Origin of the sequence: Haloferax gibbonsii, from assembly GCF_001190965.1 — an archaeon.
Taxonomy (GTDB): Archaea; Halobacteriota; Halobacteria; order Halobacteriales; family Haloferacaceae; genus Haloferax; species Haloferax gibbonsii.
In genome coordinates, this window is sequence record NZ_CP011947.1 from 2684333 (window position 1) to 2699751 (window position 15419).

Annotated in this window: 22 protein-coding genes; 9 read left to right on the forward strand and 13 right to left on the reverse strand. The window is 67.8% G+C overall.

All coding sequences use genetic code 11. The features are described from left to right. The first annotated feature begins 8 nt into the window (after positions 1-8). Positions 9-449, forward strand: a complete 441-nt coding sequence (locus ABY42_RS13640) for a hypothetical protein (protein ID WP_050459763.1) — start codon at positions 9-11, stop codon at positions 447-449. Positions 450-546: 97 nt separating this feature from the next. Next, positions 547-1281: a GNAT family N-acetyltransferase gene (locus ABY42_RS13645; protein ID WP_004974597.1), complete on the forward strand. Its 735-nt coding sequence runs from the start codon at positions 547-549 to the stop codon at positions 1279-1281. Positions 1282-1381: 100 nt separating this feature from the next. Here ABY42_RS13645 and ABY42_RS19885 read toward each other — a convergent pair whose 3' ends face one another. Together ABY42_RS19885 and tmcA are read right to left on the reverse strand one after the other, a co-directional pair. Further along, the gene (locus ABY42_RS19885; protein ID WP_004974596.1) at positions 1382-1546 is read right to left on the reverse strand and encodes a hypothetical protein; all 165 of its coding nucleotides are present in this window, start codon (positions 1544-1546) and stop codon (positions 1382-1384) included. Positions 1547-1644: 98 nt separating this feature from the next. Continuing rightward, entirely contained in the window at positions 1645-3933 is a 2289-nt protein-coding gene (gene tmcA / locus ABY42_RS13650; RefSeq protein WP_050459764.1) for a tRNA(Met) cytidine acetyltransferase TmcA, read from the reverse strand. A gap of 374 nt (positions 3934-4307) precedes the next feature. Between tmcA and rpl7ae the strand changes: the two genes are divergently transcribed. From rpl7ae to ABY42_RS13675, 5 genes are all read left to right on the forward strand, one after another. Beyond that, positions 4308-4670, forward strand: a complete 363-nt coding sequence (gene rpl7ae / locus ABY42_RS13655; RefSeq protein WP_004042964.1) for a 50S ribosomal protein L7Ae — start codon at positions 4308-4310, stop codon at positions 4668-4670. A gap of 6 nt (positions 4671-4676) precedes the next feature. Next, positions 4677-4901, forward strand: coding sequence for a 30S ribosomal protein S28e (locus ABY42_RS13660; RefSeq protein ID WP_004042966.1), 225 nt, complete (start codon positions 4677-4679; stop codon positions 4899-4901). A 2-nt stretch (positions 4902-4903) separates the two neighbouring features. Then, positions 4904-5104, forward strand: coding sequence for a 50S ribosomal protein L24e (locus tag ABY42_RS13665; protein ID WP_004974594.1), 201 nt, complete (start codon positions 4904-4906; stop codon positions 5102-5104). Beyond that, a complete protein-coding gene (ndk, locus tag ABY42_RS13670; RefSeq protein WP_004974592.1) occupies positions 5104-5568 on the forward strand; it encodes a nucleoside-diphosphate kinase in 465 nt (154 codons plus the stop codon). Before ABY42_RS13665 ends, ndk begins: the two co-directional genes overlap by 1 nt. Before the next feature lie 220 nt (positions 5569-5788). Continuing rightward, the gene (locus tag ABY42_RS13675; RefSeq protein WP_004974590.1) at positions 5789-6361 is read left to right on the forward strand and encodes a hypothetical protein; all 573 of its coding nucleotides are present in this window, start codon (positions 5789-5791) and stop codon (positions 6359-6361) included. A gap of 23 nt (positions 6362-6384) precedes the next feature. On the opposite strand, the gene ABY42_RS13680 is transcribed toward ABY42_RS13675, so the two are convergent. The 9 genes from ABY42_RS13680 to ABY42_RS13720 form a co-directional block, all read right to left on the reverse strand. Continuing rightward, positions 6385-6885 carry an ester cyclase gene (locus ABY42_RS13680; protein ID WP_050459765.1) on the reverse strand — a complete coding sequence of 167 codons (501 nt, stop codon included), beginning with the start codon at positions 6883-6885 and terminating at the stop codon, positions 6385-6387. A gap of 160 nt (positions 6886-7045) precedes the next feature. Next, entirely contained in the window at positions 7046-8119 is a 1074-nt protein-coding gene (locus tag ABY42_RS13685) for a methionine synthase (protein WP_004974588.1), read from the reverse strand. Then, entirely contained in the window at positions 8116-9123 is a 1008-nt protein-coding gene (locus ABY42_RS13690) for a vitamin-B12 independent methionine synthase (RefSeq protein WP_004974587.1), read from the reverse strand. The genes ABY42_RS13685 and ABY42_RS13690 overlap by 4 nt, the downstream gene beginning before the upstream one ends. A 59-nt stretch (positions 9124-9182) precedes the next feature. Further along, the gene (locus ABY42_RS13695; RefSeq protein WP_004974586.1) at positions 9183-9779 is read right to left on the reverse strand and encodes a HemK2/MTQ2 family protein methyltransferase; all 597 of its coding nucleotides are present in this window, start codon (positions 9777-9779) and stop codon (positions 9183-9185) included. Then, a complete protein-coding gene (locus ABY42_RS13700; protein ID WP_004974585.1) occupies positions 9776-11008 on the reverse strand; it encodes a mechanosensitive ion channel family protein in 1233 nt (410 codons plus the stop codon). Before ABY42_RS13700 ends, ABY42_RS13695 begins: the two co-directional genes overlap by 4 nt. 9 nt (positions 11009-11017) lie before the next feature. Further along, the gene (locus ABY42_RS13705; RefSeq protein WP_050459766.1) at positions 11018-11881 is read right to left on the reverse strand and encodes a 16S ribosomal RNA methyltransferase A; all 864 of its coding nucleotides are present in this window, start codon (positions 11879-11881) and stop codon (positions 11018-11020) included. 42 nt (positions 11882-11923) lie between these two features. Further along, positions 11924-12517: a DUF655 domain-containing protein gene (locus ABY42_RS13710; RefSeq protein ID WP_004974581.1), complete on the reverse strand. Its 594-nt coding sequence runs from the start codon at positions 12515-12517 to the stop codon at positions 11924-11926. A 53-nt stretch (positions 12518-12570) separates the two neighbouring features. After that, positions 12571-12927, reverse strand: a complete 357-nt coding sequence (locus tag ABY42_RS13715) for an RNA polymerase Rpb4 family protein (RefSeq protein ID WP_004042989.1) — start codon at positions 12925-12927, stop codon at positions 12571-12573. 3 nt (positions 12928-12930) lie between these two features. Next, the gene (locus ABY42_RS13720; RefSeq protein ID WP_004974579.1) at positions 12931-13221 is read right to left on the reverse strand and encodes a 50S ribosomal protein L21e; all 291 of its coding nucleotides are present in this window, start codon (positions 13219-13221) and stop codon (positions 12931-12933) included. A 123-nt stretch (positions 13222-13344) separates the two neighbouring features. On the opposite strand from ABY42_RS13720, the gene ABY42_RS13725 reads away from it, so the two are divergent. Together ABY42_RS13725 and ABY42_RS13730 are read left to right on the forward strand one after the other, a co-directional pair. Further along, positions 13345-14505, forward strand: a complete 1161-nt coding sequence (locus ABY42_RS13725) for a cystathionine gamma-synthase (protein ID WP_050459767.1) — start codon at positions 13345-13347, stop codon at positions 14503-14505. Between the two features lie 116 nt (positions 14506-14621). Beyond that, positions 14622-14879, forward strand: coding sequence for a hypothetical protein (locus tag ABY42_RS13730; RefSeq protein ID WP_004974577.1), 258 nt, complete (start codon positions 14622-14624; stop codon positions 14877-14879). Positions 14880-14936: 57 nt separating this feature from the next. On the opposite strand, the gene ABY42_RS13735 is transcribed toward ABY42_RS13730, so the two are convergent. Both ABY42_RS13735 and ABY42_RS13740 read right to left on the reverse strand, forming a co-directional pair. Continuing rightward, positions 14937-15203 (reverse strand): elongation factor 1-beta, encoded by a 267-nt coding sequence (locus ABY42_RS13735; RefSeq protein ID WP_004969379.1) that lies wholly within the window; start codon positions 15201-15203, stop codon positions 14937-14939. A gap of 2 nt (positions 15204-15205) precedes the next feature. After that, positions 15206-15385, reverse strand: a complete 180-nt coding sequence (locus ABY42_RS13740) for an HVO_2753 family zinc finger protein (protein ID WP_004042997.1) — start codon at positions 15383-15385, stop codon at positions 15206-15208. Positions 15386-15419: the final 34 nt, after the last annotated feature.

A 15419-nucleotide genomic window follows, 5' to 3' on the forward strand; every position in this document is an offset into this window, starting at 1 on the left:
GTGAGACCATGAGTCGCGAGGCGACCCACTCGGAGTCCCGCGCCGTCGCCGACGGTCGCGGTGCCGAGGAGCGACATCCCGAAGACGTTCGGTTCGGGGAGCGCGCCAGAGCCCTTGCCGCCGAGGCGCGAGAGGCGCGGGAGTCGTTCGACCCGCCGCCGCCGTCCGCCGCGGACCAGCGCGCGCTCGAATGCGCCCGCGACGGCGTCGGCCCGGCGGTCTCGCTCTACGTCAGCGCGCGGACGGGCGACCGGCAGGTCTCCTTCACCGGCGAGGAGTTCGAACTCCTCCACCGGGCGATGAACGACTGGCTCGACATGTACGCCCGGTGCTACGGGGTCGACCTCGACGCGGACTTCACGGTCCGCGAGGCAGCCGAGGTCCTGCTGCGGACCCACGACGTGCTCGACACCGCCCAACTGCTGACCTGCGTCCCCGAGAGGAGCTGAGGGCGGCGCACAGACCCCGATTCACCCGTCGGCTCCACCGACTGTCGTCGGGTCCGGCACGAACAACAATTATAAATCATGAGTGTGATTGTGTACCATGGAAGTAACTGACAGTCTCAACTTCGGACACAAAGACCGCAAGGATATCTACGAGTACATCGAGCGCCACGGGACCGTCCGCGAGGACGAGGTGCGGCGGGCGCTCAACTTCGAGCCGGCGGCGCTGGGGGCGCACCTGACCGTTCTGCGACGGGACGGCTACATCCGAAAGGTCGGCAACTACGTAGAGGTGGCCTACGCGCCCGGCGAGGAGGAGACGGTCGAACTCGGCGACCTCGACGTGACGATTCGGATGGCCCAGAACGTCGACTTGGAGAGCCTCGTCGACGCCATCCACGAGGTCGCCGACGAGGGCCGGTACATCGAGGCCGAGACGGTCGCCGACCTGCTGGACCACGAGGAGGTCGTCCTCCGGCACAACGACGTCAACTCCCGGATGGTGTTCGTCGCCACCGTCGGCGACGAACTCGCCGGCTGGGTCCACCTCGACCTGCCCGAGGCGGAGAAGCTGAGCCACACCGCCGTCCTGACGGTCGGCACTCGACCGGAGTTCCGCGGCCACGGCATCGGGAGCAAGCTCCTCGACCGCGGCGTCGACTGGGCTCGGGAGCGCGGCTTCGAGAAGCTCTACAACAGCGTTCCGGCGACCAACGAGGAGGCAATCGCGTTCCTCGAAGGCCACGGCTGGGAGACCGAAGCCGTCCGCGACGCCCACTACAAGATAGACGGCGACTACGTCGACGAAGTGATGATGGCCGTCACGCTCCGGTGAGCGCTGACCGGCCCCGTCTCCGACCCTGAATTTCTGCGCGCTGTCTTCTCCGGCCAGCGACGCGTCGGGGTGCCGCCGCCCCCGCTCGCGACCGGCGGCGCTACGACCAGTCGTCTTCGGCCCCGTCGAGGGGTTCGGCGACGACGCCGTCCTGCTGGACGAGCGCCCTCGCGTGGGCCGTACAGACGTCTCTGTCGGCGTCCCACGGAACGTAGAGCCTGACCGCCGCGACGTTCTCGCAGTCGGGTTCGCTACACTCGGCCATACGATGAGCGTCGGTTCCGACGACTATCGGTGTGTCGGCGAGCGAGACGGTCGGCTCGCCGCCCCCTCGCCCGCGGCACGGCTCGCGCTCACCGCGCGCTACCGGAATCGCTCGCGTTCCTCGCGGGCCGCGTCGGTGCCGTACTCGTCCACGAGCGGTTCGTAGGCGTCGCCGAGCGCGCGCATGGCCCCCGCGGTCGAGTGGAAGTCGAGTTCGTCAGCGACGGCGTCCCACGGTCGCATCTGGAAGACCTTGCGGACCAGCAGTCGCTCCTCCCGAGGCGTCAACGAGGCCCGGTCCGGGTTCGTGAGATGCGCGAGGCCGATTCGCCGGAACGCGCCGGGCGCGGTCGTGTAGAGCCCCGGTCCGTAGGACGCGCCCACGACGACGCGCCACTCGTACTCGGAGAGGTCCGGCGAGAACGCGGCGTCGGCGCTTGGGTCGGCACCGGCGTCGACGGCGGCGAGCGCGGCCCGCGCCACGTCGGCGTCGAGGTCCGAGAGGGCGTCGCCGAGCACGTCGCCGACGCGGCCGAGGAACCACTCGGCGTGGCGGTCCCGGAGGTCGCGGCCGGCGGGCGACAGGGGGCGCATCATGAGCGCCGAGTACTCGCCGCTGGTGTCGTTTCTGGTGGTCGAGAGGTGGACCGTGCCGTAGCCGTTGTCGCGCCAGAACGAGAGGAGTTCGGGCGTCGCGCCGAAGCCGACGCCGAGGTAGTCCGCGTCGCCCGCGAACTCGTCGCGTACCTCCGAGAGGAGCCGCGAGCCGAGGCCGGACGACCGGACCGCGTGGTGGGTGGCGATGCGCATCACGCGGTAGCCGACGGGGACGCCCGCCGCTTCGTCCCGGAGTTGGCTCGTGAACACGTCGGGGAGCATGTTCCCGCGGATGCGGCCGCCGTCGTACATGTGCCGGCGGGTGTCGGCGTCGAGGCCGCCCTCGCGGGCGAGGAGCGCGACCGAGACGACTCGCCCCTCGTGGGTGAGCGCCCGGAGCGTCAGGTTCGGTGCGTCGAGAAGTCGCGCGAGGTCGTCCGGTTCGGTCCGGTAGTGCGCGAGGACGAGCAGGCCGAACGCCTCGCGGAGCAGGTGTTCGTCGGCCAGCAGGTCGTCGGGCGAAAACGCCCGATAGGAGACGGTATCGGGCGTCGCGTCAGCGACGAGTTGGTCGACCGGCGGCCGGGCGTCGAGGAGGAGCGCGCGGAACGTCCACGACTCGACGGGGTCGCCGGCGGCGTAGCGAATCGGGTCGTCGAGGCGCGCGTCGGTCACCTCGCGGTCCGCGTCGTCGAGGCGGTCGCGGAAGCGGACGGCGAAGCCGCGGCCCGCGCCCTCGTAGCCCCGGACGGTCGTACAGAAGGCGACCGCGGGCGCGGCGAGGAACGATTCGAGGAGCCTGACGGGCAGGGCGGCCGCCTCGTCCACGACGAGCGCGTCGGCGTCGGCCGCCGCCGCGCCGGCTTCCGTCGGTGAGACGTAGCGGACGCGACCGCCGCTCTCGGCCGCGAGGTCGAAATCGTCCGCGCCGCCGCCTCGGAGCGCGCCGAGTTCGGAGAGGAGTCGCTCCGCGCGGGCGAACACCTCGGCGGCGTTTCGCTTTCCGGGCGCGGTCACGACTACGTCCGCGCCCTCCGCGGCGAGACTCCCGGCGGCGAGGCCCGCCGCGCTCGACTTCCCGCGGCCGCGGTCGGCCTCCACGACGACGGCAGTGTCCGGTTCGGCCAGCGCTTCGAGCGCGGCGAGCGCGGCGGACTGGTCGGCGGTGAGGCAGTCCTCGTAGGCGCGCCGCGGGAACCTTCGGTTCTTCTCTCTCGGTATCCGCGGCGGGGCGGCGTCGAAACTGATTCCCTGTCGGTACGCGCCGTCGCGCTCGACGGTCCCCGAATCGAGGTCGACGAGGGCGACGCCGGGGTGGTCCCGGAGCGTCGAGACGAGTCGGCCGCGGAAGCGGCCGGTCACGTCCGCGACGGAGAACGGCGGGACGGCCAATCGCTCGTCGAAGGAGTCGCGGCGGACCGCCCACTCGTCGAGAGAGGGGGCGAGCAAAACGAGCAGGCCGCCGCCGTCGACCGCGCCGGCGACGCGGCCGAGCGCGTTCGCCGAGAAGTCCTCGTGGGCGTCGAGGACGACGAGCGTCCGGGTCGTCCCGAGGAGCGACGAGGCGCGCTTCGGTTCGACGCGGTGGAAGCGAAATCCTTCCCGGGCGGTGACGAACGTCACCTCGTCGTCGGGCACGTCGGCCCCGCGGACCGCGTCGAAGGCGGCGTCGATGCCGGCGTCCCGGTCGCCGGCGAGGACGAGGAGGCGTCGCTGGTTCGTCGCCAGCGCCTCCTCGCGACGGGCGGCGGCGAGCGCCTCGACGTCGGGGTCGTCGCCGAGTTCGGTCATGGGGGCGATACGCCGGCGCGACTATTCACATCCTTCGGTCGGGTGTGAGCGCGCTCGTCTCCCAGTCGGTTCAGCCGGCGGTTTCGGTGGCGTGTCACACCCCGCCACGAGTGTCTCGTGTGAGCAATCGACACGCGAATCCGTGGCGCTTCGGTCGGCGAGAAATCGGGTGTTTCGCGGGTCGTGCGGACGCGTCGCACGGCGGTACGATTTTGAAAGCGCTTTTATGGGGGCCGAAGCAAAGAGTGGTTACAGCCTGTCCGGGGTTGATGAACCTCCTCGCCGTAGGGAAATCGTTGACCGGTCGCGACCGACCGACCGGTGTGATACCGGCGAGGGAGTCGAGCCCGCGAGCAGGATATAGGTGAACAACAATGGCTGTCTACGTAGACTTCGACGTACCGGCCGACCTCGCTGACAGCGCCGTCGAGGCGCTCGAGGTCGCCCGAGATACTGGTATCGTGAAGAAAGGAACCAACGAAACGACCAAGTCCATCGAGCGGGGCAACGCCCAGCTCGTCCTCATCGCGGAAGACGTCTCCCCCGAGGAGATCGTCATGCACCTGCCCGAACTCGCCGACGAGAAGGGCATTCCGTTCATCTTCGTCGAGACGCAGGACGACATCGGCCACGCCGCCGGCCTCGAAGTCGGCAGTGCCGCGGCCGCCATCGTCGACGCCGGCGACGCGTCCGACGATGTCGAGGACATCGCGACTAAGGTCGAGGACCTTCGATAACCGACCATGAGCGCGGACGAACAAGCCAGCGACTCGACGCCTGCCGAAGTCATCGAAGTCGTTGGAAAGACTGGGATGCACGGCGAGGCCATGCAGGTCAAGTGCCGCATCCGCGAAGGCTCCAACCAGGGCCGTATCATCACGCGAAACGTGCTGGGTCCCGTCCGCGAGGGCGACATCCTCCAGCTCCGCGAGACTCAGCGTGACGCCGACTCCATCGGAGGGCAGTAACAATGGTCGAAAAGCGCACGTGCGACTACAGCGGTGAGGAAATCGAGCCCGGCACGGGCACGATGTACGTCAAGACCGACGGTACCATCCTCCACTTCAAGGACTCGAAGGCCGAGAAGAACTACTTCCTCGGCCGCGAGGCCCGCGACCTCGAGTGGACGGAGGCCGGTCGCCGCGCGAGCGGCAAGTCGGAGGACAACTGATGTCCGACGCAGAGCGCACCTTCGTGATGGTCAAGCCCGACGGCGTCCAGCGCGGCCTCATCGGAGACATCGTCTCCCGCTTCGAGGACCGCGGTCTGAAGATGGTCGGCGGCAAGTTCATGCAGATCGACGAGGAGCTCGCTCACGACCACTACGGTGAGCACGAGGGCAAGCCCTTCTTCGAGGGTCTCGTCGACTTCATCACGTCCGGTCCCGTCTTCGCGATGGTCTGGGAAGGACAGGACGCGACGCGACAGGTCCGCGGCATGATGGGCGAGACGGACCCCGCAGAGTCCGCTCCCGGCACCATCCGCGGCGACTACGGTCTCGACCTCGGCCGGAACGTCATCCACGGCTCCGACCACGAGGACGAGGGCGCGAACGAGCGCGAAATCGCGCTCTTCTTCGACGAGGACGAACTCGTCGACTACGAGCGCATCGACGAGACCTGGCTCTACGAGTAAGTCTCGTCTCGCGGTTCTCACGTTTTCTGCCGAGAGGAGCGGCGGCCACGTCTCCCCTCTCGTCCGCGCTCCAGCCGACGGGGACGCTCCCGTCGACAATGGAGTGTGCGAAAGACTATCATCAGTCACACCAGGACTGCCGGCGACGACCGTCACCGCGACCTGACCGTCCACCGCGCGGCGAACAACGGTTTTCTCGTCGCCCGGCGAAACGTGTCACATGGTCGAAGTTGAACTCGTACTCCTCGCGCTCGCGGCGCTGTTCGTCGTCGGCGCGGTGGCGATGCTCGGCGCGACCGCGGTGGCGGCGTGGACGACCGCGCGACTGGCGGCGACGCTCTCGACGCTCGTGCGTCCGGTCGTCCTCGGGCCGACCGACATCCGCGACGTCGAACTCCGCGTGGCCGGCCTGCGCGCGCTCGACCACGTCGATTCGGGCGTCGTCACGAACGTGGTCCCCGAGCGGCGGCGCGGAGCGAGCGGTTTCGCCCGCTTCTCTCGCCGGGACGGCGTGCGACTCGACCTCGCGCTCGCGACGCCCGACGACCGGACCGCGACGGTCTGGGTTCCGGTTCCCGAGGCGCTGACCGGCGGCTCGCGGTTCGAACGCATCGCCGCGGCGTGCGACGTGCCACCCGAAGAGATTTCAGACGCCGTCGGGACGGAGCTTCCGTTAGTCCGCGGTGCCGACGGCGGGTGGCGAATCGGGAGTGAGGGCAATCGCGGGCTCGGTGGTGCCGACGTCGGAGACGACGCGACCCGAGAACGCTCGTTCGAGCCCGAGCGCGTCTAACTCGGTCTGTCGGCTCGACCGCGTCACCGGCCGCCGCCGAGGCGCGACCGAATGCGCCGGGCCGCCAGTTTGGCGACGACCCGCGGCCCCGGCGGAAGCAACCCGAGTTGGCGCGCGATTCCCATCAGGTTCACCAGGTTCCACTGCTCGACGATGCGGCCGTCTTCGAGTCGGAAGACGAAGAACGCCGGTTGCTCGAACGACTTCCCGGTCGGGACGAGGTTCCCCCACGGCTCCTGCGGCGTCCCCCGCGCCGTGAGCCGCATCATCACCCGGTCGCCCTCGCCGACCGCGTCTTCGACAGCGAGGGTCCAGTCCGGAACCGCCCCCCGGAAACCGAGTATCTGGTCGACCAGCGCGTCTCTCCCCACTCTGTCGACGTCGACGCCCAACTGGTGAGTGACGACGTCCTCGCGGACCAACTCCTCGGCCGCCGCCGCGTCCCCCTCGTTGACGAACTCCTCGACGTATCGGCGGCACAGTTCGACGTTCGTCCGTTCCGGTGCGACTGATTCGGTGCCCATACCGAGCGATACGCTATGTGCTATGTTAACATTTATTTCACGTACAGGACGGGGAGACACTCACGGCGGCGAGAACGCGATGGGAGTCTGCGACTCTGGGGTTCGATAGGGACAAGAAAGACGAACGGGGAGTTGTTCGGGCGCTCGGACACTCAGCCGCTCAGTCGGCCTGCGGGACGGGCGCGTCGAGGTCGATTTCGCCGGCGTCGAGTTCGGCTTCGACCTCGCGGGCGGCTTTGACCATGTTCTCCGTCTTCTGGTAGGCGACTTCGCGGGGGAGGAGCTTCACGCCGCAGTCAGGCGAGACGGTGAGCTTCTCCGGCGGGACGACCTTCAGACCCTGCTTGATGTTCTCCTTTATCTCCTCGACGGTCTCGACTTCGGTGGTGTGCACGTCGAGGACGCCGAGCGCGAGGTCCGGCTCGAACTCGGGGTCGGTGAACACGTCAATCTGCTCGTAGCCGCCGTTGCAGAGTTCCACGTCGAACTCGTCGATTGGGTAGTCGTTGAGTTCGGGGTAGATGCGGGAGTAATCGCCGTAACAGACGTGGAGGCCGATGCGGACCTCGTCGGAGATGCCCGCAACGATGCGTTCGAGACACTCGCCGACGATGGCGTGGTCGTCCGGCGTCGTCGCCAGCGCGGGCTCGTCGATCTGGATGTAGGTCGCGCCCGCCTCGACGAGCTTCTCGATTTCCTCGTTGACGAGGTCGGCCAGCGCGTACGCGAGGTCGGCCTCGGAGTCGTAGTGCTCGTTGAACGACCAGCTAGCCAGCGTGTACGGGCCCGTGATGGGGACCTTGACGGGCTTGGAGGCCACGTCGCTCGTGAACTCGAACTCGTCGACCAGCCACGGCTCGTCGTACTCGACCTCGCCGACGACCGAGGGCTTGTCGAAGTAGTTGTGGCCCCACACCTTCACCGGGCCGTTGAACTCGTAGCCGGGGATGCGGTGGGCGAAGTACTCGACCATCTCCTCGCGGCGCATCTCGCCGTCGACGACGGTGTCGAGGCCGGAGCGCTCGTGCTCGCGGGTGATGACGCGACAGGCGTCGTCGTGGGCCTCGTGGAGGTGCTCCTGGGTGAACTTGGAGTCGGGGTCCTCCGCGAGGTCGTTGGCGCGGTTGAGCCACTTGGGCTTCGGGTAGGAGCCGACGACGGTGGTGAGCAGGAAGTGCTCGTTTTCGTGGCCTTCGGGGCGGAACTGCTCGCGGTTCTCGGCGTCGCGGCTCATGCTTCCACCTCCAGTTCGTCCTCGGTGGCGGCCGCGAGGGCGGCGAGTTTCTCCGTCGCGCGGTTCTCCGGCAGGTAGAACAGTTCGGTGTTGGAGGTCACGTAGGCGGTGTCGAACGTCTGGCTCTGGACGTTGTCGAGGGTCCACTCGACGCGCTCGCGGACCGTGTCGGGGTCTTCGACCAGCGTGTTCTGGCCGTCGACGAGGCCCAGGGCGATGTCGTCTTTCGTGCCGTACTCGTTGATGTTGTAGAGCGTCTGGTCGCGGTCACCGGCGACGAAGTCGAAGCCGATGGCCTCGACGTCGGCGTCCATGAGGTGCGCGTAGACCTTCTCGTCGAGCGCGCCCCAGTAGGTGTGGACGACCACGTCGGCGTCGGTCGCGTCGGAGACGGCGGAGATGGCCTCGGCGACGCGCTCGTCGACGTCCTCGCCCGGCGGCGAGAACACGAGCGAGGGTTCGAGGAGGAACAGCGTCTCGTGGTCGGGGAAGGCGTCGACCTCGCCGGCGAGGAACTCGCTGACTGCGCCGAGGAAGTCGGCCTCGTCGCCGTAGTGCTCGTCGGTCGCGAGGTCCGAAAGCGAGTACGGGCCGGGGAGGACCGCCTGCAGCGACTCGTCGCCGAGGAGGTCGGCGGTGGCGTCGAGTTCGGCCGCGACGTCGCCGGAGAAGGTGAGTTCGCCGCGGACCTGCGGGTCGCGGTAGAAGTTGTTGTTGTCGTAGTAGCGGACGATACCGCCGGTCTCGACGTTCTCGTGGACCGTCAGCGGGTGCGCGAGCATGTCGTCCCAGCGGAGTTGCGCCTCGACGACGCGGTCGAGACCGGCGTCAGTCTGTTCGGAGACGACTTCCTCGCGGGCGCGGTCGTACGCGCTCACGATGTCCGCGCCCTCGTTACCGGAGATGAGGTCGTGTTTCTGGTGACCCTTGAGGTCGGAAAGCTCCTGTTTCGCCCAATCCGGGAGGGGATACAGTCCCGGTGTCGTCGAGACGAGTTCAGTCATCACTCCTGGCTAAGAAATGACGGCCTATAATATTTCCTGTATCAACATATGCGCATTGGTTATTCCAACGCGAGCACCGTGAGGGTCTCGTAGGGGTACGACTCCTGGACGACGACCTCGTGGCCGAAGCCGTTCGCCTCGGCGCGGGCGAGCACCTCGTCGTAGCCCGTGAAGCTACTCACGAGGAGGAAGACGGTCCCGCCGGGCTTGAGGACGCGGCCGACCGTGTCGAGGAACGGGTCGATGATTTCGCGGCCGTCCTCGCCGCCGGTGAGCGCGACTTCCATCCAGTCGTCGCGCGCGGCTTCGAGGTCCTCGGGGAGGTACGGCGGATTGAACGCCACCGCGTCGAAGGCGTCGTCGCGGAACGGCTCGACGAGGCTCCCGCGAACGACCTCGAAGCCGCGGCCGCCCTCGGCGCGGATGGCTGCGGCCCGCTCGGCCGCCTGCCGGCAGGCGTGTGGGTTGAGGTCGCTCGCGACCACGTCGGCGTCGGTCTTCGTCGCGAGTTGCTCTGCGACCCAGCCCGAGCCGGTGCCGACTTCGAGGACGCGTCCCGAGACGCGCCCGACCGCGGCCTGCGCGAGCAGTCCGGAGTCCTCCGCGGGCTGGTAGACGGAGGTGTTCATCCCGCGGCGCTCGGCGAGGTCGGTCATTCGTCGGCCTCCGTGGAACCAGTCGAGGCGTCGCCATCGGCCTCACCGCCCTCGACGCCGCCGTCGGCTTCGGGGCTCGCCTCGGGCCGCGTATCGGTGAGCGGAATCGGTCCCGAGGGGTCGCGCTCGGACAGCGCGCGCTGCGGGAACGGGATGGTGATGTCCTCCTCGGCGAACGTCTCGCGGACGGCCGAGATGGTCGCCGTGCGGGCGCGCCACCACCGGCGGGCGCTCGGGCGGTCTATCCACGGGCGAACCCCGAGGACGACCGCGGAGTCGTCGAACCGCTTGGCGACGACCTGCGGCTTCGGCACCGAGAGCACCTCGTCGAGGTCTTCGACAGCCGCCTGCGCCACGTCCGCGGCGTGGTCGATGTCGGTCTCGTAGTCGACGCCGACCTCGACGTCGAGGCGGAGTCGGCCCTTTCGGCTCCGGTTGACGAGGCTCTCCGAGCTCACCACGTCGTTCGGAATCATCACGAACTCGCCGTCGAACGTCTGGATGCGCGTGTTCACGACCGTGATTTCGGTGACGATACCCTCGTGGTCGCCGACTTCGACCCAGTCGCCGATTTCGAACGGCCGGGAGAACATGATGACGAAGCCCGCGATGAGCGCGCCGAGGGTCTGTCTCGCCGCCATCCCGACCACGATGCCGAGGAAGCCAGCGCCGACGAGGAAGCCGCCGAGGTCGGCCCGCCAGATACCGAGGATGACCGCGAGCGTCGCGAGGTAGGTCGTCACCTGTGCGATGCGGTAGATGATTTCGCGCTGGTGGTCGGAAATCTCCGGTCGCGTGCTCGCAATCTCGCCGATGAACCGACCGAGGACGCTCGTCAGGACGTACGCGCCGACGACGAACGCCGCCGACAGCGCGATGCGGACGAACGTCTGCCTGTTGAGGTCGTACTGCGCCGAAATCGTGCCGATGTCGCCCGACAGCGACCAGACCGCGAAGACGAACGCCCCGCCGCCGGCGACGACGACGAGTCGGAGCACCGTCACCGAGAGATGCCACACCGGCATCGAGACGGCGTCGACCTCCTTGTCGTGGAGTCGCGCGCCGAGTCGCCAGACGGCGACGACGGCGACGGTCACGAGGAGGCTCGCGGCGACGCGGAGTTCGAACGTCGGGAACAGCGACGCGATGTCGAGAACCGTGTCGCTCTGGAGGGGCGTGCCGGCGGAGGCGAGACGAGAGAGGGTCACGGCGAGCGCGGGGCGTATCATGGAGTTAGGTTACCGGCCGACCGACGCGGCGAGTTCCGCGAGTTCGGCGAACTCCGCGGGAGCCATGTTGCCGGCGCGCTTTCGGAGTACGTCCTCGTCGGCCGCCTCGACGACCGCTTCGGGGTCCGACAGCCCGGAGATGTGCGCCGTGTTTCGGATGCCGTTTCTGATGGTCTTCCGTCGCTGGGTAAACAGCGCCTTCACGAAGTCGAGGAAGAACGCCTCGTCTTCGACCTCGTACTCCGGGTCGCGCGGCGTGATGCGGACGACGACGCTCTGGACCGCCGGCTTGGGGTCGAACGCCTCGCGGGGGACGTGCTCGCAGACCTCGACCTCGCCGTAGTGCTGGGTGCTCACCGAGAGGCGGCCGTACTCCGAGGTGCCCGCCTCGGCGGCCATCCGCTCGCCGAACTCCTTTTGGAACATCAACACCAGCGGCTTCCCGCGGGGGAGCAGCCGGAACGAAATCTCCGAGGAGATGCCGTACGGGAGGTTCGAGACGCATGCGGTGAACTCGGGCAGGTCGACCTCGAGCGCGTCGCCCTCGACGACGGTGAGCCGTCCCGCTTCGACCTCGTCGGCGAACTCGCGGCGCAGGTGCTCGGCGAACGTCCGGTCCTGTTCGACGACGGTGACGCGGTCGGCGACGCCGAGCAGTCGGTCCGTGAGGACGCCCGGCCCGCCGCCGATTTCGAGGACGTGCGAGCGGTCCGCGTCCTCGGGGAGGTACGTCGGGATGCGGTCGACGACGCGGTCGTCGACGAGGAAGTGCTGGTCGTGGTCCGGGTTCCCGCGAGCGCCCGCCCGCCGGATGAGGGCGTCCGGGTCGCGCGCGCCGGCCCCGCGGACCTGTTCGCTGCCGTCGCTCGTCATTGGGAGAGGTATCGTGCGGGAGCGGGTAAAAGTCCCGTTCCGCTACCGCCCGTCGCGTCCGACGAACGTCTTGTACTTCACGTCGTTGTCGCGGAGTTCGTCGAGGATGCGCTCGACGATGACCTCCTTCGGGCGGTGAAGCCCGGAGACCCGCTCTTCGAGGTCTTCGAACGACTCGAACGGTCCCTGCCGCTTGCGCGATTCGAGAATCTTGTCGCGGAGCTTCTTCCCGATGCCGGGAAGCAAGTTGAGCTGGTGGAGCCGCAGGGTGATGGGCTGTGCGTCGTTGTAGAAGTCGACGAACCGCCGTTCGTCGGCCTCGACGATGTCCTCGACGACGTAGTCGACTTCGGCCGTCGCCGTGTTCGAGAGGTCGCCGTACGAGAGTTCTTCGACGGACTGAATCAGCTCGCGGTCGGCGACCGGCGAGACGACGAGCCGGTCGCCGATGCTCACGTCGGCGTCTTCGACGAGGGTCAACTCGAGGAGACGGAAGTCGGACTCTCCGAGCGCGTACGCGATGGGTGCCGCGTCGAAGCGCCGTCGGTCGTCTCCCTGACGCCCGTGGCGGAGTACGTCGAGTACGACGACGTACTCGGTCGTGGCGTCGGCGTCACCGCTCTCCGTACGTGTCATGTCAGTAGTTACGGCGAGCCGATATTTAAATAGTTGGCCGCGCTGTCACGCGGTCAGACGTACTTCGCGACGACGTTGAGGATTTCGTCGAGTTCGTCGCCCGAGAGCGCGTAGCGCTGCTGGGCGAACACCGCGCGAAGTTCGTCGCGCGACTGCGGGAGGAGGTCCGCGATTTTGATGGCGGTCGGACCGTCGACCTTCTCGAGCTCGGCGAGCTCCTCGACGAGTTCGCGAGATTCCTCGGGGTCGAGGTGGGCGAACCGGTTGACGTGTTCTATCGCACGGGCCAGTTCGTAGCGCATCTCGCGCTCTTCGTCGGCGGCGCGTTCCGCCTCAACCTCGGCGAGCAGTTCCTTGACCTCGGAGGTCGTCAGATACTCCTCGTCGAGCTTTTCTTTGAAGATGGTCATCGCTTACTGCTGGGCGCGCAGGTGAGCGGGTCGGACGATGACCGTCTTCTCTTTGCCGCCGTCGTTGATCTGCACCTTGAACGCGCGGCCCTGCTTCCCGAGGACCTCGCCGGTGAGACCGTTGAAGCGCGGGTGGAAACGACCCTCGCGAACGCTGGGGTCGATGTTGAGGTGGACCTTCTGGCCCTCCTCGAATTCCGCGATAGCGCGCTGCGGCGGCGAAGTGCCGCGCTCGCGCGGCTTGTTCGAGAGCTTTCCTCGCGTCCCCTTCATCGGACCGTTGGAGCTCGGCATAGTCGTGAGAACGAATACTTGCGTCGCCATTATAAATTGCACGTTACGAACCGCGCGTGTGTGTCCCCCGCGTGGTCGCGCGGGAGGGACGGACTTAACCCGAGTCGGCGCGGCGCTTCTCGTATGTCCGAAGACGAGCGACGCGTCGAGACGCGCGCCATCCACGCGGGACAGGAGCCCGACGAGGAGACGGGGGCGCTCATGACGCCCATCTACGCGAACTCGACGTACGCCCAAGACGGGCCGGGTGACCACCGCGGCTACGAGTACTCCCGCACGGGGAACCCGACGCGAACCGACCTCGAATCGAACCTCGCGGCGCTCGAACACGGCTCGCACGGCCGCGCCTTCTCCTCGGGGATGGGCGCGATAAACACCGTGCTCAACCTCCTCGAAGCGGGCGACCACGTCGTCGCCGGCAACGACGTCTACGGCGGCACTCACCGCATCTTCACGCAGGTCTACGAGAAGTACGACCTCGAGTTCGACTTCGTCGACACCACCGACCACGACGCCGTCCGCGACGCCGTCCGCGACGAGACCGAGCTCGTGTGGGTCGAGACGCCGACGAACCCCCTCATGCGCGTCAACGACATCGAGGCGCTCGCCGACATCGCCCACGAGGTCGACGCGCTGTGCGCCGTCGACAACACCTTCGCCACGCCGTATCTCCAGCGCCCGCTCGACCACGGCGCGGACATCGTCTCGCACTCGCTGACGAAGTACCTCGGCGGCCACTCCGACGTCGTCGGCGGCGCGCTCGTCACCGACGACGCGGACCTCGACGAGGAGATAGCGTTCTACCAGAACTCCGTCGGCGCGACGCCCTCGCCGTTCGACTGCTTCCTCGTCCTCCGCGGGACCAAGACGCTCCCGGTCCGGATGGACCGCCACTGCGACAACGCCCGCGAACTCGCCGCGTGGCTCGACGACCACGAGGCGGTCTCCGAGGTGTTCTACCCCGGCCTCGACTCCCACCCGCAACACGACCTCGCGGCCGAGCAGATGGACGACTTCGGCGGGATGCTCTCGTTCGAACTCGACGGCTCGCTCGAACAGGCCTCGACCGTCGTCGAGGAGACCGAGGTGTTCACGCTCGCCGAGAGCCTCGGCGGCGTCGAGAGCCTCATCGAACAGCCCGCGGCGATGACTCACGCGGCCATCCCCCGCGAGGAGCGACTCGAAGCGGGCCTCACCGACGGCCTCATCCGCGTCTCGGTCGGTATCGAGCACATCGACGACATGAAAGCCGACCTTCAGCGGGCGTTCGACGCGGCGTTCTGAGCGTCGGAGTCCGCGTCGACTCGTCCTCACGCGCGCTCGCGCGCTCGCACACCGGTCGTTTCCGAAAGTTGAGAACGCGGGCAAGGGTTATTGAATAGCATGATGAATAATGAGGTATGTCCCAGGAGTCAGTCACCCTGAGCGCGGAGTCCGTACAGCGACAGAGCTACGCCGAACCGACCGACCGCGTGATGGTCGATTCCGACGACCACGAGGGGTCGAGCCACAGCGCCGAGCAGTTCGGTATCGGGCTGGCCATCGGCTTCCTTCTCGGCGGCGTCGCGGGCGTCATCGGCGACTCCCTGGCCATCGGCGTAATGCTCGGGCTCACGTTCGGCGTCGTCCTCGGCGTCTACTTCATGGAGCGCCGCTGACGGCGGTCGAACGCGGTCGCTCCGGGGACGAGACTTCGAAAAAGGTCGGTCGTCAGTTCAGATACGGCCGACGTTCTCGACGGAGACGCTCTCGACGCCTTCGACTTCGATGAACGCCTCTTCGACGGCCTCGGTGCCACCGGCGTCGTCGGGGACGATGACCGTCGGCAGGAGGGCGACGAGTCCGAACGCGACGTCGTCGCGTTCGAAGCCCTTGATCTTCGCACCCTCGGGCAGGGAGTCTTCGAGCGCGTCCTCGAGGTTGTCGAGGTCGAGCTCGGGGCTGTTCGGCATGACCTTGATTTTAGCAGCTACTTTTCCCATGATTATGGACCCATGAATCCGCAGTCGGGGCACTCGTAGAGGTTGCTCTGCTTGCGGCACTTGGAACAACGCGAAATCTCCTGGCCACAGTCGGGGCACTTGAACGTCGCCGCGCTCATGCCGGCGATGTTGATGCCACAGGACACACACTGGTGCGCGTGTCGCTGTTCGGACTCGCTCATACGCTCATAAACCGGCGCGCGACTTTTAACCGTT